The organism is Polaribacter cellanae (assembly GCF_017569185.1).
Classification (GTDB): domain Bacteria; phylum Bacteroidota; class Bacteroidia; order Flavobacteriales; family Flavobacteriaceae; genus Polaribacter; species Polaribacter cellanae.
Window position 1 is genome coordinate 2,648,799 of record NZ_CP071869.1, and the last position, 18,944, is coordinate 2,667,742.

The 18,944-nt window shown below is 31.4% G+C and carries 15 protein-coding genes and 3 pseudogenes; 3 read left to right on the forward strand and 15 right to left on the reverse strand.

The features are described 5' to 3' along the window. Position 1: 1 nt before the first annotated feature. Positions 2–1,021 (forward strand): mechanosensitive ion channel family protein, encoded by a 1,020-nt coding sequence (locus tag J3359_RS11890; RefSeq protein WP_208077081.1) that lies wholly within the window; start codon positions 2–4, stop codon positions 1,019–1,021. 182 nt (positions 1,022–1,203) lie between these two features. On the opposite strand, the gene J3359_RS11895 is transcribed toward J3359_RS11890, so the two are convergent. From J3359_RS11895 to J3359_RS11905, 3 genes are all read right to left on the reverse strand, one after another. Beyond that, positions 1,204–1,707 (reverse strand): mechanosensitive ion channel domain-containing protein, encoded by a 504-nt coding sequence (locus tag J3359_RS11895; protein WP_208077082.1) that lies wholly within the window; start codon positions 1,705–1,707, stop codon positions 1,204–1,206. A 7-nt stretch (positions 1,708–1,714) separates the two neighbouring features. Continuing rightward, entirely contained in the window at positions 1,715–2,224 is a 510-nt protein-coding gene (locus tag J3359_RS11900) for an acyl-CoA thioesterase (protein ID WP_208077083.1), read from the reverse strand. Positions 2,225–2,299: 75 nt separating this feature from the next. After that, positions 2,300–3,211 carry an HU domain-containing protein gene (locus J3359_RS11905; RefSeq protein WP_208077084.1) on the reverse strand — a complete coding sequence of 304 codons (912 nt, stop codon included), beginning with the start codon at positions 3,209–3,211 and terminating at the stop codon, positions 2,300–2,302. 94 nt (positions 3,212–3,305) lie between these two features. Between J3359_RS11905 and dprA the strand changes: the two genes are divergently transcribed. Together dprA and J3359_RS11915 are read left to right on the forward strand one after the other, a co-directional pair. Continuing rightward, positions 3,306–4,406, forward strand: coding sequence for a DNA-processing protein DprA (dprA, locus tag J3359_RS11910; RefSeq protein ID WP_208077085.1), 1,101 nt, complete (start codon positions 3,306–3,308; stop codon positions 4,404–4,406). A 162-nt stretch (positions 4,407–4,568) separates the two neighbouring features. Then, positions 4,569–5,636: a hypothetical protein gene (locus J3359_RS11915; RefSeq protein ID WP_208077086.1), complete on the forward strand. Its 1,068-nt coding sequence runs from the start codon at positions 4,569–4,571 to the stop codon at positions 5,634–5,636. A 63-nt stretch (positions 5,637–5,699) separates the two neighbouring features. Here J3359_RS11915 and J3359_RS11920 read toward each other — a convergent pair whose 3' ends face one another. The 12 genes and pseudogenes from J3359_RS11920 to J3359_RS11980 form a co-directional block, all read right to left on the reverse strand. Then, on the reverse strand, positions 5,700–7,064 hold the full coding sequence (locus tag J3359_RS11920) for a DUF4374 domain-containing protein (RefSeq protein ID WP_208077087.1): 1,365 nt from the start codon (positions 7,062–7,064) through the stop codon (positions 5,700–5,702). 21 nt (positions 7,065–7,085) lie between these two features. Next, positions 7,086–8,873 (reverse strand): annotated as a pseudogene (locus J3359_RS11925) (TonB-dependent receptor domain-containing protein); the annotation flags it as partial. A 15-nt stretch (positions 8,874–8,888) separates the two neighbouring features. Then, entirely contained in the window at positions 8,889–10,187 is a 1,299-nt protein-coding gene (locus J3359_RS11930) for an IS1380 family transposase (RefSeq protein ID WP_208076639.1), read from the reverse strand. Positions 10,188–10,250: 63 nt separating this feature from the next. After that, positions 10,251–10,895 carry a TonB-dependent receptor plug domain-containing protein gene (locus J3359_RS11935; protein ID WP_208077089.1) on the reverse strand — a complete coding sequence of 215 codons (645 nt, stop codon included), beginning with the start codon at positions 10,893–10,895 and terminating at the stop codon, positions 10,251–10,253. A 489-nt stretch (positions 10,896–11,384) separates the two neighbouring features. Then, a pseudogene (locus tag J3359_RS11940) lies at positions 11,385–11,849 on the reverse strand (IS1595 family transposase); the annotation flags it as partial. A 278-nt stretch (positions 11,850–12,127) separates the two neighbouring features. Next, positions 12,128–13,428 (reverse strand): annotated as a pseudogene (locus J3359_RS11950) (IS110 family RNA-guided transposase). 119 nt (positions 13,429–13,547) lie between these two features. After that, positions 13,548–14,288, reverse strand: a complete 741-nt coding sequence (locus tag J3359_RS11955) for a succinate dehydrogenase/fumarate reductase iron-sulfur subunit (protein WP_208077091.1) — start codon at positions 14,286–14,288, stop codon at positions 13,548–13,550. A gap of 78 nt (positions 14,289–14,366) precedes the next feature. Continuing rightward, positions 14,367–16,379, reverse strand: a complete 2,013-nt coding sequence (locus tag J3359_RS11960; protein WP_208077092.1) for a fumarate reductase/succinate dehydrogenase flavoprotein subunit — start codon at positions 16,377–16,379, stop codon at positions 14,367–14,369. A gap of 10 nt (positions 16,380–16,389) precedes the next feature. Further along, a complete protein-coding gene (locus tag J3359_RS11965) occupies positions 16,390–17,067 on the reverse strand; it encodes a succinate dehydrogenase cytochrome b subunit (RefSeq protein WP_208077093.1) in 678 nt (225 codons plus the stop codon). Positions 17,068–17,156: 89 nt separating this feature from the next. Further along, positions 17,157–17,798 (reverse strand): DUF6973 domain-containing protein, encoded by a 642-nt coding sequence (locus J3359_RS11970; RefSeq protein ID WP_208077094.1) that lies wholly within the window; start codon positions 17,796–17,798, stop codon positions 17,157–17,159. A 170-nt stretch (positions 17,799–17,968) separates the two neighbouring features. Further along, positions 17,969–18,517, reverse strand: a complete 549-nt coding sequence (locus tag J3359_RS11975) for a TPM domain-containing protein (protein ID WP_208077095.1) — start codon at positions 18,515–18,517, stop codon at positions 17,969–17,971. A gap of 1 nt (position 18,518) precedes the next feature. After that, positions 18,519–18,884, reverse strand: coding sequence for a DUF2200 domain-containing protein (locus J3359_RS11980; RefSeq protein ID WP_208077096.1), 366 nt, complete (start codon positions 18,882–18,884; stop codon positions 18,519–18,521). Between the last annotated feature and the right edge of the window lie 60 nt (positions 18,885–18,944).

Below are 18,944 nucleotides of genomic sequence, written 5' to 3' on the forward strand. Positions count from 1 at the left end.
AATGAAAAAAATAATTATCATATTCCTTTTTATTTCTGTCAATTTAATGGCGGTAAATAAAAATACTGCTACGTTTTTACCAATTCAATCTTCGACTTTACAGAAAGTAGATACGCTAAAAGTAGATTCTTTAAAGTTGAATACTATTGTAAAAGAAGAAGCTAAAAAAGAGGTTAAAAAAGAGGTTAAAAAAGAAGTAAAAGATACCAAAGATAAAATCGTTGAAAATTTAAAACCACCAGAAATTTTAGAACTCTTTTCTGCGGGAAAAATTATCTGGGCGATTATATTTATTATTATTGGTTATTTATTTATAAAGTTTACAGTTTCTTTATTAGAAAGATATGCGGAAAAGTTTACAAACCAACGTATTACAATAAAAGGAATTATTCCCGTAGTTAAAATTTTTGGTTGGATATTTATCATCGTTTTAATTATTGTTGGTATTTTTCAACCTCCATTTGCTACAATAGTTGCAGTTTCTGCATCTTTAGGAATTGCAGTTGGTTTCGCATCTCAAGATATAATTAAGAATATTTTTGGTGGAATTATTATTTTATTAGACAGACCTTTTACGGTTGGCGATAAAATTGAAGTTGGAAGTCATTATGGAGAAGTTGTAGAAATTGGGTTGCGTTCGATAAGAATTGTAACTGCAGACGATTCTTTGGTAAGTATACCAAATGGAGAATTAATGAACAAATCTGTGTCGAATTCTAACACAGGTGAAGCCAATTGCCAAGTAGTGGCAGAAATTTATTTACCAATTACTGTAGATACAAAACGTGTTCGTCAATTGGCAAATGAATCTGCACAAATTTCTAAATACATTTATTTAAACAAACCTATTTACGTGTTGTTTTTTAATGAAGTAAAAGAAGGTCGTTCGTACTTAAAAATGCGTTTAAAAGCCTATGTTGTAGATATTCGTTACGAATTTGCCTTTAAAAGCGATATGACAGAAATCGTTATAAAACAGCTTTTAGAACAAAATATTATTAATCCTAAAGATTTGAGATAGGTTGTTTTGAAAATAAATAAGAAGTTTAAAAAATTAAAAACCGAATTTTTTCTTCATAAAAGGCTCTATAGTGGAAGCTGTAGTTATTGTTAAATGTATTGATTTTAATACTTTTGGGCTAACATTTCCTACTGCTCTTTCTGGTTTTTTGCTGTATATTTAGTATATAAACTATAGATTAATTAATCTGGTTGTGGAGAGTATTTTATATTCTTTTGAAGAATAATAGCATTAGGTAATGTAATTAATTCTTTTTCGGGTGTTCTTAAAGTGATAAAAAAAGCACCAATATCTCTAATTTCTCCAGTAATATCATTGTCTTTTTCTAAAACAGTAATAGAATCTCCAATTTTTACGGGGTAATTTATAAATAGAATTATACCAGCTGTAATATTAGAAAGTATGGACCATTGTGCAAAAAATGCAATTCCTAAAATGGTTAAAAAAGAAGACACATAAATTAATAATTGTTTTTCATCAACACCCCAAATAAAGGCAACCACTATAATAAGAGTAATATAAATAAGAATTGTAATTATTTTATTGGTTACTAAGATTCTGGCTTTTTGAAAACCAAATTTCAATTGAATTTTACGTAAAGATTTTGTAATTAGCCATCGAGAAAAAAAGGCTACTGCAAAAACAATAATAGATCCAATAAATTTATAATGACTTAGCAGTTCCATAATAATACTAATTAAATAATGCTTTTAATTCTGTGGCTTCATTTGGTTTTAATTTACCAGCTAAAACCAAACTTAATTGTTTGCGTCTTAAAGCACCTTCAAAACGTTCTTTTTCTAAAGCCGTTTCTGGAATTAATTGCGGAATTTGAACAGGCTTCCCAGTTTCGTCAACTGCAACAAAGGTGTAAATTCCTTCATTTACTTTTGTTTTCTGTCCAGATTGCCTGTCTTCTATCCAAACATCTACATAAATTTCCATTGAAGATTTAAACGCTCTAGAAACTTTTGCTTCTAAAGTAACCACACTTCCAACAGGTACAGATTTGTTAAAAGCCACATGATTTACAGAAGCAGTAACCACAATTCTAGTGGAATGTCTTCTTGCAGCAATACTACAGGCTCGATCCATTCTTGCCAACAATTCTCCTCCAAAAAGATTGTCTAAATAGTTGGTTTCACCAGGTAAAACTAAATCTGTTAAAATGGTTAAAGAATCTTTAGGTGTTTTTGCTTCCATCAAAAAATATTTTTTTTGCAAAGATAGTAATCGCTTACTAAAAAGCGAAGGCAAAAAGTATAAAGAAAAGGGAATTTATTTTGGTGTGTTTACAAGCAACCAAGCATCTTTAGAAACTGTTCTTTTAATGCGGTTTAAACTGTTAATTGCTTTGTTTTTATTAGCATAACTATTGTAAGTAACTTGGGTTAAACCCCATTTATTAACGCCAATAATTTTAGCATTATACCCTTTTTCTTTTAGTTGTTCTACTTTTTTAACAGCATTTTCTACAAACTGAAAAGCACCAGCAACAACATGATAAGGTTTTGATATTTTTTTAGCAACATTTAATTCGATAGTTGGTAAAGGATTTGAGATTACAAAAGTTGCAGCTTGTATTTTTTTATCCAACGCTTTTTGTTGGCTTGCCAAAACTTCTTTTTGCTTGTTTTGTTGATAACCATTGTAACCAGCGAGACCTAATGTTAATAAAATTGCAGCAGTTGCAGCATATTTTATAAATACAGAAACTCCTTTTTTATCATTAGTTTTAGTAACAGGAATTAAAGGTTTTACTTTTTCTTTATACCTTTTTATTTCTGAAGATTTTAAGGTAGATAATCCAAAAGATTCCGTTAAAAAATTAACATCTGTAATTGGTTCGAAAACAATTTGTTGCGCTTCGTTTAAAGAAATTGTTCCTAAATTATTTAGGTTTATTGCTTTTTTTTGAATTTCGTTTTGCCATTTAATTACAGACAAAGAAATAGCAGTAGAGGCCTTTTCGAAAGAAATATTTTCGGTTGAAGCAATGTAGTTTGCCAACAAACCATCATTATGTTTTAAATGATTGTTAAACGTAATTTGTTTTGTTGGTGGATAAAAAGTATGAGTATTCTCATTTAATTTTGCACCAATTCTATTGGTTACAAACCCCCCAAAATCCGGAACAATTACGCAATCGTATCTGTATAATAAATCGTTTATGTAGTTGGCTAAATTCATTGCAACAAATATATAAGTTTTGAAGTTTCACAAAAGAAAGTTCTCTAAAAATTATCAACAATTTTTTTATATCTTGGTTGACAAATTGTTACCTGTGAAAGAAGAAAAATTACTCGCTATTTTACGTTTACAAAAATCGAAAGCGGTTGGCGATATTTTGGCAAAGAAACTTATTGTAAATGTGGGAGATGTGGTTCAAATCTTTAAAGAAAAACCCACAACATTATCAAAAATAAACGGAATAGGAAATTATGCATTAAAACACCTTTTTGATGAGAAGAACGTCAAATCTGCAGAACAAGAGCTAAAATACTTACAAGATCATAAGATTGATTATTCTTATTTTCTGGACGACGATTATCCAACCAATTTACAGCATTGTATAGACAGCCCTATTTTATTATTTAAAGATGGTAATATCGATTTTTCAAATAACAAAATTATATCTATAGTTGGTACAAGAAACATGAGTTCTTACGGACGCGATTTCTGCAATAAATTAATTGAAGATTTGGCAATACACAATCCAATAATTGTAAGTGGTTTTGCTTACGGAGTAGATATTTGTGCGCACAAAGCTTCCATTAAAAATAAGTTGCAAACTATTGCAGTTTTAGCACACGGTTTAGAGGAAATTTATCCGAAAGTTCATAAAAAATATATCAATCAAGTAAATGAAAATGGCGGATTTCTTACCGAATTTTGGCATGAAGAAACTCCTTTAAGAGAAAATTTCTTAAAACGAAATAGAATTGTGGCAGGAATTTCTACAGCAACCATTATTATAGAATCTGCAGAAAAAGGAGGTTCTTTAGTAACTGCAGATATTGCAAACTCCTATGATAGAGATGTTTTTGCAGTGCCAGGAAGAACCACAGATATCTATAGCAAAGGTTGCAATAATCTCATTAAAAATAACAGAGCACAATTGTTAACATCTGCAAACGATATTGTAAAAATGCTCAATTGGGACATTCAAGAAAAACCCAAATCCATTCAAAAACAATTGTTTGTGGAACTGAATGAGAACGAACAAAAAATTTACGATTTATTGCATGAAAAAGGACCACAATTATTAGATGTAATTTCTTTGGAATGTAACATTCCTATTTATCAATTATCATCCATTTTACTACAAATGGAAATGAAAGGTGTTTCGAAACCTTTACCTGGAAAGTTGTTTGAGTTGGTGTAGGAGTAGGAAGTTTGAAGATGCAAGTTTGAAGTAAGAAAGAACAATTTCAAATTTATTTTTTTAATTCGTGAATTTGTGGCGAAATTATTCTAGCGAGAATCATTTCAACAAAAAATCCTTTAATTATTCTTATTTTTGAGCAAAATCAATAGAAAAGAGAAGATGGCAGTAGAAAAAAAGTTGATGTCCAAGAAAAAACCTTCATTTCCTATAAACGAAATGTTGCATGCCTATTTAAAAAACTACAATAGAACGATTAAAAATTCTGTTTGTTACGACGATTTATTGCGTTTTCAAGGTTCAGTTACTGTTTACGATAAAAATGATGAAGACACACTTTGGATTCGTACTTATTACTCAGATTCCGATAGAAACGAGATTGATAAAAATTTAAAAAAAGTCTATACAATGTTGCATTCAGATGGAAATGACGATGCAATTCCCTTCCTAAATGTAGATGCAATTGATTACTGTACATTTGGAAATTCGAAACCCTTTAGAATAAAAATTAGAAATATCTTAAACGATAACTTTACCTACTTTTATGTAAAAAAGGCAGATGCTTCTAGAGTTTATGGTTTAGAATTAGAACACATTCTATCTCCACATAATATGAACTTTCTCGTTTACAAAGACACCTTAATCGAAGAACATATTGCAGGAATTCCAGGAGACGATTTTATTAGCGATTTTTTACCACATTGTACAGAGTTAGAAAAAGCGCAAATCGCCAAAGAATTTGTAAAATTTAAAGAACGATGTTTGGTGCGTTTGTTGGGCGATATGCGATCTTACAACTATGTAATTACGCCAACACACGATTTCGATCATATTATTTATAAAATAAGAGCCATAGATTTCGACCAACAATCTTTCGAAGGAAACCTAAAAGTGTACAACTTACAGTTTATGAAAGAGAATTTTAAGATGATAGAAATGGTGGGTAAAAAACTAGAAAACAGTTCTATAAGGCAATACAAAATAGAGGAACGTTCTTTTATGGCAAAAAGAATGATTACTGCCCCAAGAAGAACTACTCGTTTAATTAAATGTATGAAAGCAGACACTATTTCCTTTCCAGAAAATGTAGAGCTTTTAAAATCGCATTTAATAAAATATGTGGGAGATGTAAAGTTTAAAGATTGCGAAAATATGGGCGAAATTCTCGAAACCATTTTAGCATTTGTAAAACGTAACTATTTAGATATTAGTAATAAAGAGCTGTTTTAAAATAAAAAAAGAGGTTGTTTTTTTAAACAACCTCTTTTAATTTTTTGTGTTTTAAATTGTCTGCTAGAAAACGCCAATAAAATGACTTCCTTCTACATTTACCAATTCAGCACCTTTGGTAACTGCACCAGTTTCAGTTTCTACAACATAAATATTTCCGTTTTTCCCTACAGGAGCTTGCGTTAAATAAATTTCTGTTCCATCTACTACAAAACCTTGATATTGGAATAAGTAGAAATCTGGGTCGTAAGGGATACCATTAATTTTTTGAGCAGTTTGTGTATTTAAATCTACCAAAGCAAAAAATCCTTGAGGTCCTGCAACACCTTCTGCAGATCCATCATGACGATATGCTAATACTGCTTTACCATTAGAGGCTGGTCTCCAAGCTAAAATATAAGCACCTTTTACACCTAAAGCATCATCTAAATTAAAATCATAAGAGTTATCATATTGGTTATTTGCATCAATTTTTAAAATATGAGAACCATTTGGGTCACTTTGGTTTGCTTGGTAAACACTTCCATTATATTCAAAGGCATTTATACTTCGGTATCCATTCGTATTTCCATGTCCTACAGTAGATGTAATTACTGTTGGGTTTAATAATGATGGATAATCTAAAACGATGGTTTTAGAACCTAAAATTTCAAAATTACTATCTCTTTCTACTGTAGAAGGATCAACTTTACTTAAACGTGCACCAATGTATAATTTGTTTCCAGCTGCATTTAAAGTTGACATATCTATTCTAGAAATATAGTACCCTTTTGCTTCTTCTTCTGCACTTAGTGGAACATTATGTTCTTCAAAATTCTTTATTGAAGAGTTTACCAAATCTAAAGTAACTACACCAATTTTTGCATTTGTACGAATATAAGTATCGTCTGTTGCATCGTTTGGAGTACCATTGTCATCTACTTTATGTTCTGTAGATACATAAACTGCTGCACCTGTTTGGTCACCATCAAATAACTTTATCCATCTAGGAGCACTACCTACATAAGGAGCAATACTAACTTCTGAACCAGTAAGAGTAAATTTTTGTCCACCTTCTACAGTATATTTGGTGTAATTACCTCCAGTATCACCAGCATAACTAATATTAAATATGATGTTACCATCTTCAGAAGATTGTAATCTAGCAGTTCGATTAGAAGGTGCAATAAAACCATTTTCAAAAGGAGTTATGGATTTGGTTGGGTCTTTGGCAACTTCGCTACTTATACTATAAATTAGTGTTCCACCATTTCCATCTCCAGGGTTATCTCCCATTTTAGCTGCAGCGACAGTTATCCATCTATTATCTCCATTATTAGAATCCGTATTCGAGGGAGCTTTAAGGTTATCATTACTACACGCAGTTATTACACCTATGGTTATCGAAAATAGTGCGATTGCTTTAAAGTTTAAAAAATTACGTTTCATGTTAAGTTATTTTATTTTTGATTAAAATTTATTTATTGAATAGTTAAGTTTAAGGTAAAAAGCTCTTCCTGGTTTTTGTACCGATAAGTTATCGTATACTGGTTTGTCAAATATATTTTTGATATCAAAACTCATTACAAGATTGTTGTTAGGAAAAGAGTAACTGAGTCCAAGATCTTGTGCAAATTGTTGAGGAACTTTAAAGAAATCTGCTCCTGAAACTCCAGATGGAATATTTAAATAGCTAAACTCATCTGTAAAATACATTGTGTAGAATAGATTTAATCTAGATTTTTTTTGAAATACATTTTCAATCGAATATCGTAAGCTACTATTCATCGTAAAGAAAGGAGTGTTTGGAACGTCTATTTCTATGTTATTATTCATAATTTTTAAATCAAAACGAGAAATATTAAAATTAAAGCCAAAATTATGATTGTAGTTATAGTTTAATTGTGCTTCTATTCCTTTAGATGTTCCGCTTCCCTGGTTTACATACACTATTAAATCATTATTTACATTTGTAGAATTTTCTATAGGTAGACCAATTCTGTCTTTAATTTTTCGCATAAAAAAATTGGTAGAAATAGTAAATTGGTGTTTTTTGAGATTAAATGTGCCAAATCTAAAACCTAAGTTATAGTTGTTACTTTGCTCTGGGTTAATACTTGTGTTTGCAACAACATTATCACCATCATTACCAAATGTTTCTGTTTCGTTTGGTAAACGAATTGCTTTTTCGGCCGATGTTAACAAGGTAATATTCGATTTTAAGGCATACGAAAGTGCAAAGCCATACCCATTATGTTTTTTATTAGAACTTATAATTTCGTCTACTATTATGCTTTGTCCATTATTATCAACTTCTACTGTAGGATCTACACTTGTTGTTTTTTGTTGATAATGCTTACCGAATATATTCGCCTTTAATTTTTTATCTAAAGCAGTTAATTCGTAGGTTAAAGAGTAAATGTTTTTGTTTAAATCTCTTGTTCCGATAAAGGTGTTTTCTAAAACCGATTTTAAGATATCGCTATCTTTTCTATTAATATTACTATACACATGGTTTAGCAGAAGTTTATGTTTCCTATTAATCTTATAAGAAAGCCCTGTTCTAATAGTTGCAACATTTCTATTTATTTTATCTAGTGTTGGTCCTCCTTCCTGTTGAGAACGCCATGAATATTCATATTCATCTCCTTTAAAATCAATTGCTTTTTGTCCGTTCCAACTATAAGCTGTAGCAACTGTGTCGTTTACTGCACGGTTTCTTTTACCATATAAACTGTGTATATTTAAATCTAAACCTTTAGTGAAAAGATTTTTCTTTTGATAAGTGAGCGTTGCTAACATAGCATTTGACTCTAAAAACCTGCCTTTATATGGTGTAATGGTCATAAAAGCTCCATGTTGTACTTCTTTGTAATCTTTAGAACCAGTAAAACCAATTAAAAATTGGTCTGCCCATTTTACATCTGTAAATCCAAATTGAGCAATTCCTCCAGTAGATTTATAGGCATCATTAAACCTTCTAGCAGTAATGGGTGTTTGCACACCTCCTAGACCTGTAACTAAAACACTTCTACCAGAAACTTTATAATCATTATCGGAATAATTATGAAAAAGTGAACCTTTAAATGTAAAACCAGATTTTTTAAAACGATACAAACCGTTAACATTTGTTTGAGAGGTATTAAAAGATCCATAAGAGCTAGAAACATTAAAATTAGTTTTTGCCCCTTTATGAAGTATAATGTTAATGACCCCTCCCAAAGCATCATCAGCTAAATGACCAGGAACGACTCCTTTATCCCGCATTATGCATTAGGAATAAACAAAAGGAGGACTTAAATTATTAATTTGGGAGAATAATCCGTCCATCCAAGGTCTTTTTTTAGTGTTCAAAGCAATCTTTAACACCTTTCTGTTAGCATGATTTACTGTCCAAGCTCCTAATGCAAAGCAATAGACTTTTAGGGTTTTTAAAGTTGCTCGATTATGATGATTTAAGGCAAAATGCCTAAACAAACTCATTAGGTTATAAGCCACCATAATGAATCTAAAGGAAGCCTCAGTTGCCCAAAAATTCTTTAAACAAAAGTTGTCCAATCCAAAGTCTTCTTTGAGTTCTTTGATTCTGTTTTCACAATCAGCTCTGGTGTTGTAGATATTCCAAACTTGGTCTAGGGGTAAATCTAGATTAGTTACATAGCAACTAAAACGATAACCAGGCAGATCATCAAAGAGTAATTTCCCTGCTGCTTTTGGACGATCTTCTACTTTCTTTTTTATGACAATATAGCGCCTTGACTTACCATCTGTATGGTTAAAAATCATCTCATTAAGCTCAATTCCTTTTGTGAGCTCTATCCAATTATCCAAACTCCAAACTGTATTTTTTATATTTGGATACATACGTGCTGCCATAATGTAATTGAGTTGTTTGCCTTCTAGATAATCTAATAAATCTTGTGTGTAAAAACCACTATCTGCACGAACTAAACCAACTCTTTTGTCCTTTAAAGCTTCATTGAAGGTTTCTTCCATAAACTCTTTACAGCTACTACTATCTGCTGTATTGCCTGGTCTTAACCAAGCATTGGCAACCATTCTGGTTTGGCTCACAAAGGCCATTAATGGGTGATGTGAGTTCCTGCCTTTTTTATTGGGATTATAACCTTTTGCGCTACCTTGTTGCTCTCCATATCTTGTAATAACTGTGCTATCAAAATCTATAGTTAAGTTGTCAACATCTAATTGCTTGAAAAACCAATGTTGCAACTTTGGAAATACTTCTGTATTGCGCTTTTGAGAAAACTTGCCAAAAAAACGACTATAGGTACTTTGTGAAGGCATACGATTCCATCCAAAAATTTCTTGCAATGCGCTATCATAACGTAACCAATCACAATGGATATAACGAGAGGCTCCTGTCCAAATACTCAACCAAAAAGCTTCAGTTATATGTGCAGGATTATAACCCGCATTAGAGCTTGGTTGAGGTAAATCTAATTGTGCTAGTTGTTCTCTAATTTCTGTTTGATCAATAAAACGCTTCATTAAGCTCATCCCTCCAAAAGGGGTGACTTTCTTACTTGAATACTCTATAGGGAGATTAACCATTTGGGTTATGTGTTAAATTCACTGTAAAGCTAATAATCGTAATCGTTTATACAAAATTTTAAATCATCTATTGCATAATTCAGGTTTATACACTTCTATGTTTTTAATCATTGAAGGTGGAATGCTATTTAAACTAAAAGAAGAACCGTATGTAGAAATTGGAATGCCGTCAATAAAAATGCGTACAGCATTTCCAGATAAACCGTTTATAGAGTAATTAACTTCTGAACCTAACCCACCATTTTGACGAATTTTTACGCCAACTGTGGTGTTTAATAATTCATTTGTTTGAATGTTTCTTAGGCTAGCTTCTTTTGTTTTTATAACATTTACTGTAAACCCTTTTGTTTCTTTTTTTGTTTCTTCTGTCTTAGAAAATATTTTTACTTCATCTAACTCGTTGTTTACATAATTTAGTAATACATCAACTTTTTTTCTTTTGGAGTCTAATTGAAATGTTACAAATTTAGGTTTTGAGTTTAGCGTATGGAATTGAATTTTGTAATTCCCATAAGGAACATTTTTAAAATAAAAGCTTCCATTAAGATCGCTAGTAGTTTCTTTATAATAATCTTTACCAGTAAGTAGAATGAATGCACTAACTGCAGGCTCATTGTTGTCAAATTTTACATTTCCATAAAAATTTCCATTTTGACTATAAGTCGAATAGGATAAAAAGAAAAAGAGAAATATTCTTAACGCTTTCATTATTTTATTTTCGACAAAGATAATATTATTTATAATTAGTCTAAATAAAGTTAATGTTTTTTAGGAATTATTATTATTTGTAAATTTTTACAAATCTTTTTCCATTAAAACATGTTTTAAATTGAGAATAATTTAAAAAATAGATATTATTTTTAATAAGTCTAGATAAGGATAGTGATTTGTTTTTTGTAAAAATTACTGTAAAATGACCTTGAAAAGATTATGAGGGTACCAACCCTTTATTAGGGTCAATAAATTTAGGGATGTTTTTAAAGTCTAATTGTAATAATGCAACCTCAAAAGTAAATAGGTAAAGTATATCTTGTTTCTACAGTTCCATTTTTTCCAGAAATAAATTTTGGCGATTTTTTGATACATTTTTATGGCTTCCTTTTCTTTGGGTGACATTTTGTTCCAATCTTCGTGACAAGGTTTTTGGGATCGTAATCTTAAAATTGTAGCATACAATATATTTATTAAGGTCAGTAGTTAAGAGCATATAATTTTGTTTTGATAGATTTTATCAGATTTGACCATTCTTTGAATTAAATTATCAAAGATATTTATCTTGCTTTGAGATCTATTTAAACGATAACAAAATTCATCTAAATACCTATTTATATTAAAGTCACTTACACAAGAATACGTTGTTCTAATCCAAGATTTTACTTGATGTATCATTGTGTGTAAAGCTATAAAATTTTTACCATTATCACTCTCTATTTGTGTAATCTTATATTCTTTAGATAAAGGACGATACCCTTTCCATAAATCAGTTGTTATTGTTGCATTTTCATCAATATGTTTGGTAAATATTTTCTCTAATTCTTTGGCTGAAAAATTATCTATTCTCAAGGCATACATTCTTTTTATTTTTCCTTTATCAGTTAATTCTACTGCAGTTACGATCTTTTTCTTTTTACTATCATAACTTCTTCCAGGTTTTCCTTTTTCATGTGTCTTTCTTTTGTTTCGTTAATATTTTGATTTTCAATAGTTAGCATTATTTTCAAGTGTTTTTTAAGTATAAAAACCCTTACCCATTTATGGGGTTTGGTATTTTCTCTATTTTTAATAAGTAGCAACACGTTAAGAAAATCAAAATTTCATGTTCATGCTCTAGGCAATACTCTTGGGTGCTTAACGTTTGTTGTCAGTTTCATAATCGGGGTTTCTAAATGGTTCAAGACCTAAGATATTTCAACCTCCAGTAAAAATCGACCTTTTTTTATTTATGCTACTTTGTTTTTTATCTCCACTTCAATGCCTAATTCTTTTAGGATTTTGATATGGCGATTTATCTTCTTATCTTTTTTTAAATTCTGTAAATAATCATATCCAAGTTCTTGATATTCAACTTTGTTTTTTAAGATAAAATAGGTGGCTATCAGGATCTTGTGTCCTACTGCTATTAGTGCTCTCTTTTTACCTCTTCTTATGACTAAGCTATCATATTTTGCTCTGAGATATGTTCCTTTTGTTCTTGTGGCTGCCCAAGCAAACTGGACCAACATTGTTCTTAAATATTTGTTGCCATGTGTTATTCTACTACTTTTTTTTTACCAGCACTCTCATTACTGCCAGGACTCATTCCTGCCCAAGAGGCTAAGTGTTTTTCATCGGGGAATTGTTCCATATTTGAACCTATCTCTGCTAATAAATAAGCGACACCCTCTTTACCAACTCCTGGAATGGTTTGCAACAGTTCTGAATCTAATTCTAACTCGTGCTTTTTTAAGTGATTTTCTATTTGTTTCTCTATTTTTTCGAGTAAGTTTTGTTTATCATTTACAGACTCTTTTATCGTTTGTAACATAAACTTATGATGTGCTGTTAAATTGCCTTTCAATGCAGAGACCATATCTTCGATGCTTGATTGTATGCTTCTATGTCGAAATTTAAGGAGTTCATTAATGTCTTGTTCTCCTGCTATCATGGCATCTATAATCTTGGTAGCTGTTGCTCCACTTGTATTACTCACTACACTAGATATTTTGATATTTGCATCTTCCAGTATTTTTTGAATCCTATTTTTCTCTGCCGAAACTTGTTCTATTACTTTTCGCTTGTAACGGGTTAAATCTCGCAACTCTCTTGTTGGTTTTGGTGGAACAAAACTGCCTTTTAATAATCCACTTAATAATAGTTTGGCAATCCATTTACTGTCTTTCTTATCGGTCTTTCGTCCTGGAACATTCTTTATGTGCCTTGCATTGACCAATAAAATATCAAAACTATCTTCCAATATATTGTAAATAGGTTTCCAATAAACCCCAGTACTTTCCATAGCTACGTGGGTAATCTTATGTTTGTTTAACCAATCTCGTAGCTTTTCTATTGATTCTGTGAATCCGTCGAAGGTTCGTGTTTCTTCTTTAATTCCTGTGCCTCGGATTGTAGCAACAATAATTTTTTTATGTACATCAATGCCACAACCTCGTTCGATGAGTTGTTCAAACTCAATTTGTTGTTTTTTCATGGTTGTATCTCTTTTTGTTAAAGTCATTACCTTGGGTGGCAAAATCTTTGCCATGGATGTTTCATATAATAAAGTAAAACCCAAAACTGTATTAGTTTTGGGTTTTGTATTTATAATTGAGATTTCTCAATCGCTAAAAAAAGCTCATTTCGAAATGATATTTTGGTATTATTTTAAACAGAAGCTTTCATCAACTCTCTGTTCATTCTTGCGATGTTTTCTAAAGAAATTCCTTTTGGGCATTCTACTTCACAAGCACCTGTGTTGGTACAGTTTCCAAAACCTTCTAAATCCATTTGTGCAACCATGTTTCTAACTCTGTCTGCTGCTTCTACTTGTCCTTGTGGTAATAAAGCATATTGAGATACTTTTGCACCCACAAATAACATAGCAGAACTGTTTTTACAGGTTGCAACACAAGCTCCACAACCAATACAAGTGGCAGCATCCATTGCTGTATCTGCTGCATGTTTAGAAATAGGAATTGAGTTTGCGTCTTGTGTATTACCAGATGTGTTTACAGAAATATAACCTCCTGCATGTTGTATTCTATCGAAAGAGCTTCTATCTACAACCAAATCTTTAATAACTGGAAAAGCTGCAGCTCTAAATGGTTCGATTGTAATTGTATCTCCATCTTTAAACATTCTCATGTGTAATTGGCAAGTGGTAACGCCTCTATCTGGTCCATGTGCTTCACCATTTATGTACATAGAACACATGCCGCAAATTCCTTCTCTACAATCGTGATCGAAAGCAACTGGCTCTTCATCAGAATTTACTAACTGTTCATTTAAAACATCCATCATTTCTAAAAAAGACATATGTTCTGAAATTTCAGTCACTTTATAATCTACCATTTGACCTTTTGAACTTGCGTCCTTTTGTCTCCAAATCTTAAGTGTTAAATTCATTGTTTTAGTTTTTGGTTTTTAGTTGTTTGTTGTTAGTTGCTGTTTCCATAAACTAACAACCATCAACCATAAACTATTTTATTTATAACTTCTTTGTTTCAATTCTATATCGTTAAACTCTAATTCTTCTTTGTGTAAAACTGCGTCTGCAGGTTCTCCTTTATATTCCCAAGCAGCAACAAATGCAAAGTTCTCATCATCACGTTTTGCTTCACCTTTTTGTGGACCGTCTAATTCTGCAGATTCTTCTCTAAAATGCCCTCCACAAGATTCTTCTCTCATTAAAGCGTCTTTTGCAAACAATTCTCCTAATTCTAGGAAATCTGCAACACGACCTGCTTTTTCTAATTCAGGATTCATTTCGCTTGCGGTTCCTGGAACAGAAACTTCTTTCCAAAACTCTTCTCGAATTGCCTTAATTTCTTCCATAGCTTCTTTTAAACCAGTCCCATTTCTAGACATTCCTGCTTTGTCCCACATTACTTTTCCTAATTTCTTATGGAAGTAATCTACAGATTTTGTTCCTTTATTATTCACGAAAAAATTAATTCTTTCTGAAACTTCTTTTTCTGCAGCTTCAAATTCTGGAGTTTCTGTTGATATTTTTCCTGTACGAATATCATTCGCTAAATAATCTCCAATCGTATATGGCAATACAAAATACCCATCTGCCAAACCTTGCATTAATGCAGACGCTCCTAATCTGTTTGCTCCATGATCAGAGAAGTTTGCTTCTCCAATCGCGTAACAACCAGGTATTGTGGTCATTAAATTATAATCTACCCAAATTCCACCCATTGTATAGTGTACTGCTGGATAAATCATCATTGGTGTTTTGTATGGGTCTTGATCTACAATTTTCTCGTACATCTGAAATAAGTTTCCATATTTCGCCTCCACTATTTTTTGACCTAATTCGTATATTTTTGCATCGGATGCATTTTCTATATTATGAATTTTCGCCTGCTCTTTTCCATAACGAGTAATTGCAGATTTAAAGTCTAAATACACAGCTTCTCCTGTTGCATTTACTCCAAAACCAGCATCACAACGTTCTTTTGCTGCTCTAGAAGCCACATCTCTTGGAACTAAGTTCCCAAATGCAGGATATCTTCTTTCTAAATAATAATCTCTTTCTTCTTCAGACAAATCTGTAGGTTTTTTACGACCTTCTCTAATTGCCATTACATCTTCCATCTTCTTTGGAACCCAAATTCGTCCATCGTTTCTTAAAGATTCCGACATTAACGTTAATTTCGATTGATAATCTCCAGAACGTGGAATACATGTTGGGTGAATTTGTGTGTAACAAGGATTCGCAAAATAAGCTCCCTTTTTATGTATTTTCCAACTTGCTGTTACATTAGAACCCATTGCATTTGTAGATAAGAAATATACGTTTCCATAACCACCAGAGGCAATTACAACTGCGTGTGCAGCATGTCTTTCTATTTCTCCCGTTATTAAATCTCTTGCAATAATTCCTCTTGCTTTTCCATCTACAACAACAACATCTAACATTTCGTGACGATTAAACATTTCAATCTTTCCACGAGCAATTTGTCTGTTCATTGCAGAATAAGCTCCTAACAATAACTGTTGCCCTGTTTGTCCTTTCGCATAAAAAGTTCTAGAAACTAAAACGCCACCAAAAGAACGATTGTCTAACAAACCTCCATAATCACGAGCAAAAGGTACACCTTGTGCCACACATTGGTCTATAATATTTGCAGAAACCTCTGCCAATCTATATACGTTTGCTTCGCGAGAACGATAATCGCCACCTTTTACAGTATCGTAAAACAACCTGTATGTAGAGTCTCCATCTCCTTGATAGTTTTTTGCTGCATTAATTCCTCCTTGTGCTGCAATCGAATGCGCTCTTCTTGGAGAATCTTGGTATGCAAATGCTTTTACATTATAGCCCAATTCTGCTAATGTTGCAGAAGCAGAACCACCTGCCAAACCTGTACCTACAACAATAACATCTATATGACGTTTGTTAGCGGGATTTACTAAGTTAATATGATTTTTATAATCTGTCCATTTATCTTTAATTGGACCCTTTGGTACTTTTGAATTTAAAGCCATATTTCTAAGATTAATGGTTTAAGTGATGATAAATTGCAATAAATATAAATCCTGCTGGAACTATAATTGAATATGCTTTACCAAATGTTTGTAAGTTTTTTTTGCGAATTGTTGAAGCTCCCATAGATTGAAAAGCAGCAGCAAAACCGTGTGCCAAATGCAAGCCTAAAAAGACAAATGCAAGAACGTAAGCTCCTACTCTTAGTGGATTTTCGAATTTATGAACCAATTCTTCATAATATCTAAATCCATCTACACCAGCCATGGTTCCAGACCAATCTCCTTGAATAAATTTTGTATTGATTTCTGGAAACCAAAAATCGATAAAGTGTAAAACTATAAATGCTAAAATTGTAATTCCGCTTAAAATCATGTTTCTACTGAACCAGCTTGAATTTGCAGCACCGTTATTTTTAGCATACGATACGTTTCTTGCCTTGTTGTTTCTTATTTCTAAGATAAAACCCATTACAAAGTGAAAAACAACCGCAAAAATTAAAACAGGTTGCAATGCAAATTGAACCACAGGATTTGTTCCCATAAAATGCGAAACTTCGTTAAAAGTATCTGGACTAAAAACCGATAAAATGTTAATTGTTAAATGCTGAAGTAAGAAGAACATTAAGAAAAACGCCGAAAGCGCCATTGCTACTTTTCTTCCAATTGAAGATTTGAAAAATCCGCCCATTGTATAATTTAGTTAAAATTGTACTACAAAAATACGGCTAAAGTGTTCGCATAACAAAGGTTTTGAACTATTTTAATGCGTATTTAGAACTATTTTAAATAATTACTCAATCGATTGATTGACTTAGAAGAAATGAGACATTTATTGTTTTTCCATTTTCCTTTTAAACTTTCTTTAGGAATTATTTTTCCATCGCAAGTTAAAAAATTACCATTTTTATCTTTTTTGATGATTTTCATTTTTCCTGCGTGAATGGCATTTACAATTCTAAAAATTAATCCGTTTTTAGAAACCTCGCTATTTTTTCTAATTAATTTTAAACCTTCTTCGTTATTGTACAAATCCATTTCCGATGAAATTTCATCTGGCAACACTCCATCTTCTAGTTTTCGTTTTTTATATGTAATATAATTATCTCTTTCGTGTGCTTTTCCTAAAGATCTTGCAGAAGACTTTCCTAATTCTTGTCGCAAACGAGCCATCCAATAGGCATGCCTAAAAGCATCTACCTGCCCACCTGCAGGATCTCCATCTAATAAATTTGTTTTTCTTATGGAATCTGCAACTCTGTTTGTTTCCATAGAGATTTTTAAAGATTTTTTCGCTTTAAAAGGATGAAATAGAACCCATGTTTTTATAGGGCCAGAGAGTTTAAAAAAACGTTTAAAATCGGATTGTGCGTTTGTAGAAATTACGAATGTGAAGAAAATTATTGGTAAGCTTTTTTTCATTTATCAATATAATATATAGGTTTTAACAAAAATAATTCAATAGTAAATATGTTTTAATTATCGTTGGCTTTAGCCAAACTATTTTAAATGAGAATGCATTTTTTGGCTAAAGCCATTTGTTTGTAATTTATTTTAACACCCAGCTAAAGCTGAATGCAATTGATTTGGTTTTATTTCCATTTTGCAATTAATTCAGCCAATCCTTTATAAACACCTTCATAATAATTTCCGTTTTTAAATTCTGGGATAATTATTTGATTAATAATAGCTTTGCAGATTTGGTCTGTTAGTATTTTTTCAGTTCCATTTCCTGTTGAAATTCTTATTTTCCTTAATTTTTTACTGAAAACTATTGTTAGGCCATTGTCTTTATTTTTTTGTCCAACTTTCCAATAATTAGATAAATCAATCGCATATTTATCAAAATCTGTATATGTTCCAATGGAACTAATCGAAACAATTGCAATTTGATTTGTTGTTTTTCTTTCAAAATCTCGAATTATTTTTGTTAATATTGTTATTTCATCAACATTAAAAACAGCTTCATAGTCGTTTACTTCACGTCTATTCTTTGGAAAATCATTATTTTCAAAATCATGGGAATTTAAAGTAACACCCGAAGAATTCGAGGCTGTTTTCTCTTCATTTTTAATTATCTTACAGTTTAACAAGTTAATAACTAAAAAAAGAAAAATAAACAAATTTGTTCTTCTTTTCATTTTAAACTTCTCTCAGAATTTTATGCATCTTTCTACCTTTTGCTAATTCATCAATTAATTTATCTAAATAACGAGCTTTTTGGGTTAATGGATTGTCTATTTCTTCTATTCTGTAACCACAAATTACTCCTTTTATTAAATGAGCATTGGGGTTTAAGTTGGCTCTTTCGAAAAATGTTTTAAAAGTAACTTTTTCGTCGATAAGTTTTTGTGTTTTTTTCTCATTAAAACCAGTTAACCACTCTATAACTTGGTACAATTCTTCAATTGTTCTTCCTTTCTTTTCTATTTTTGTTACATAGTGTGGCCAAACAGAAAAAAACTTCATTTCTGCAACTCTTTTGTTGTGTTCTGGTGTTGTTTTCATTTTAAATACTTTTAATTATAGAATTTAAAAAACCCTCCAGTTTTAAAAACCTAAAGGGTT